The sequence below is a fragment of the Citrobacter sp. TBCS-14 genome (assembly GCF_005280805.1).
In the GTDB taxonomy this organism is placed as follows: Bacteria; Pseudomonadota; Gammaproteobacteria; order Enterobacterales; family Enterobacteriaceae; genus Citrobacter; species Citrobacter gillenii.
The window spans coordinates 1-558 of sequence record NZ_SZWM01001233.1; the positions used below are offsets into that span (position 1 = coordinate 1).

1 protein-coding gene and 1 pseudogene are annotated in these 558 nt (G+C 52.2%); both read left to right on the forward strand.

Going from position 1 to position 558, the window contains the following annotated elements; translation table 11 throughout:
• A partial coding sequence (locus FDX22_RS32830) for a cytochrome b N-terminal domain-containing protein (RefSeq protein WP_186805478.1) occupies window positions 1-379 on the forward strand: 379 nt, incomplete at its 5' end.
• 54 nt (window positions 380-433) lie between these two features.
• Window positions 434-558: pseudogene (locus tag FDX22_RS26425) on the forward strand (SAM-dependent methyltransferase); the annotation flags it as partial.

Here is a 558-nt window from a genome sequence, read left to right on the forward strand (position 1 = left end):
GGTTAACTTTAGCCTTGGCGTTGATGTCTATAGCAAGCAGTTACTTCCGATTGGCGATCAGATTGCTCATCACAGCGGTCCGGTGATCATGGCCGGCGATTTTAATGCCTGGAGCCGTCGACGGATGAATGCGCTGTACCGCTTTGCGCGTGAAATGTCACTGCGCCAGGTACGCTTTACTGACGATCAGCGCCGCCGCGCGTTTGGTCGTCCTCTCGATTTTGTGNTTGGCGCCTCGCTTTTTTTCTTCGCCTGCTACCTGCATATCTTTCGCGCGATGTATTACAACGTGTACCGCAAACCGTATCTGAAGATGTGGGCCATCAGCGTAACGCTGTATGTGCTCCTGATGATCACCGCATTTCTCGGCTATCCGTAGGGCAGGCCTGTGATGGTTGCCCTTCATATTTCACAACAACCGAAGGACAACACAATGACAACACGCTCCCACCATGACAACGTCGAAAAGCAGTTTGGCTCTCAGGCTAATGCCTATTTAACCAGCACCGTACATGCTACGGGTCGTGATTTACAACGACTGGCGGAAAGGCTGTCTGC